At 65.6% G+C, this 1,236-nt stretch carries 1 protein-coding gene and 1 pseudogene; one reads left to right on the top strand and one right to left on the bottom strand.

From position 1 onward, the window contains the following. Positions 1-195: 195 nt before the first annotated feature. Positions 196-669 carry an MFS transporter gene (locus tag ACWEBX_RS41030; protein WP_451889765.1) on the bottom strand — a complete coding sequence of 158 codons (474 nt, stop codon included), beginning with the start codon at positions 667-669 and terminating at the stop codon, positions 196-198. Positions 670-981: 312 nt separating this feature from the next. On the opposite strand from ACWEBX_RS41030, the pseudogene ACWEBX_RS41035 reads away from it, so the two are divergent. Further along, positions 982-1,236: pseudogene (locus ACWEBX_RS41035) on the top strand (hypothetical protein); the annotation flags it as partial.

The following is a 1,236-nucleotide window of genomic DNA, read 5'->3' on the forward strand; positions in this document are numbered from 1 at the left end:
CAGGGACGGACGTCGTTGCGCTCAGGTCACGTCGCCGTCGCAGAGCCGCCGAGGTGAGAGGTCCACTAAAGGTGTCCATCGGCTGCGTGCCGGGTCCGTGGCTGCAGCCTGATCGGCCCGGCTTCCTGGAGAGACGGGAGGTCAAGAGACGCGTAGGTCGGGGCTGCGGCTCGCCTGTCGTGTCGATGCGGGCTATCAGCAGACTGTTGGACGGGTGGGCAGGAGGTTGCCGACGGTGGCGAGGAATGCGAGGACTGCCGCGATGAGCAGGCTGGTGCGCAGCCCGTGCAGGGCTCCTGCCTGGGTGACGAAGAGCGCGCCGAAGACTGCAACAGCCAGGGTGCCGCCTATCTGACGGCTGGTGTTGAACACGGCGCTGGCGACTCCGGCCTGGTGGGCGGGGACGGCCTCCAGGAGCATGCCGGTGGTGGGCTGCATCGCGAGCGGCCCGCAGATCCCGACGGGGATCATGACCAGGGCTATGACCCATACAGGTGCGGAGGCCAGCAGGGCGGCCAGCACGATCAGGCTTATGCCCATCAGGAGCAGGCCGAACACGATGGGCACGCGGGGGCCGTGGCGTTCGGTGACGCGGGCGGTGGGAATGCCGAGGAATGCGGAAAGCACGGTCATGGGAACGAACACGAGCCCGGCGACCAGGTCGGTTATCCGCGTTAGTGATCAGTTCGGAGTCGACTAGCCGTACGTCATCGGCCACGGAGGGAGGCACGGCCCACAGCCGCATGAACAGTGAGGTGATACGTCGCGTCTGGGAGACATGAACGGGATCCGGGACAATCGCAACCTCGAAGGAACGCGAGATCGAAGGCCGCAGCCTCGCAGCAGCCGAACTGACGGCTCTGGCACGGCTCATCGGTAGACCTTCCTTGTGAGATGCAGGGGCGGGCGAGCGTCGCGAGCAGAACTTCGCCTCAGACTCCGCAACGGGTCATACACGACAAAATCGCAGATCCTCTGCCCGTGAAAGAACCTGTTGTGCGGTGCACCGGCGGTACATGTCACCGGGGTGACCATCGAAGTACGCTCAGTGCTCCCGCACGGATTCGCGTCTCTGACTGGTGCTCGTCCTCCAAGGACAGCGCCGAACGGCAGCTTGGCAGTACCCGCACAAACCAAAGTTTCCTGCTGATGCTGGGCATGGGCGCGTTCCTGGTGTGCGCGCTGGCCATCCCGCGTGCCTTCGACGACGGCGGCGTGGTCTTCGGCCTGGGCTTC

It is taken from the genome of Streptomyces sp. NPDC005070 (assembly GCF_053600395.1).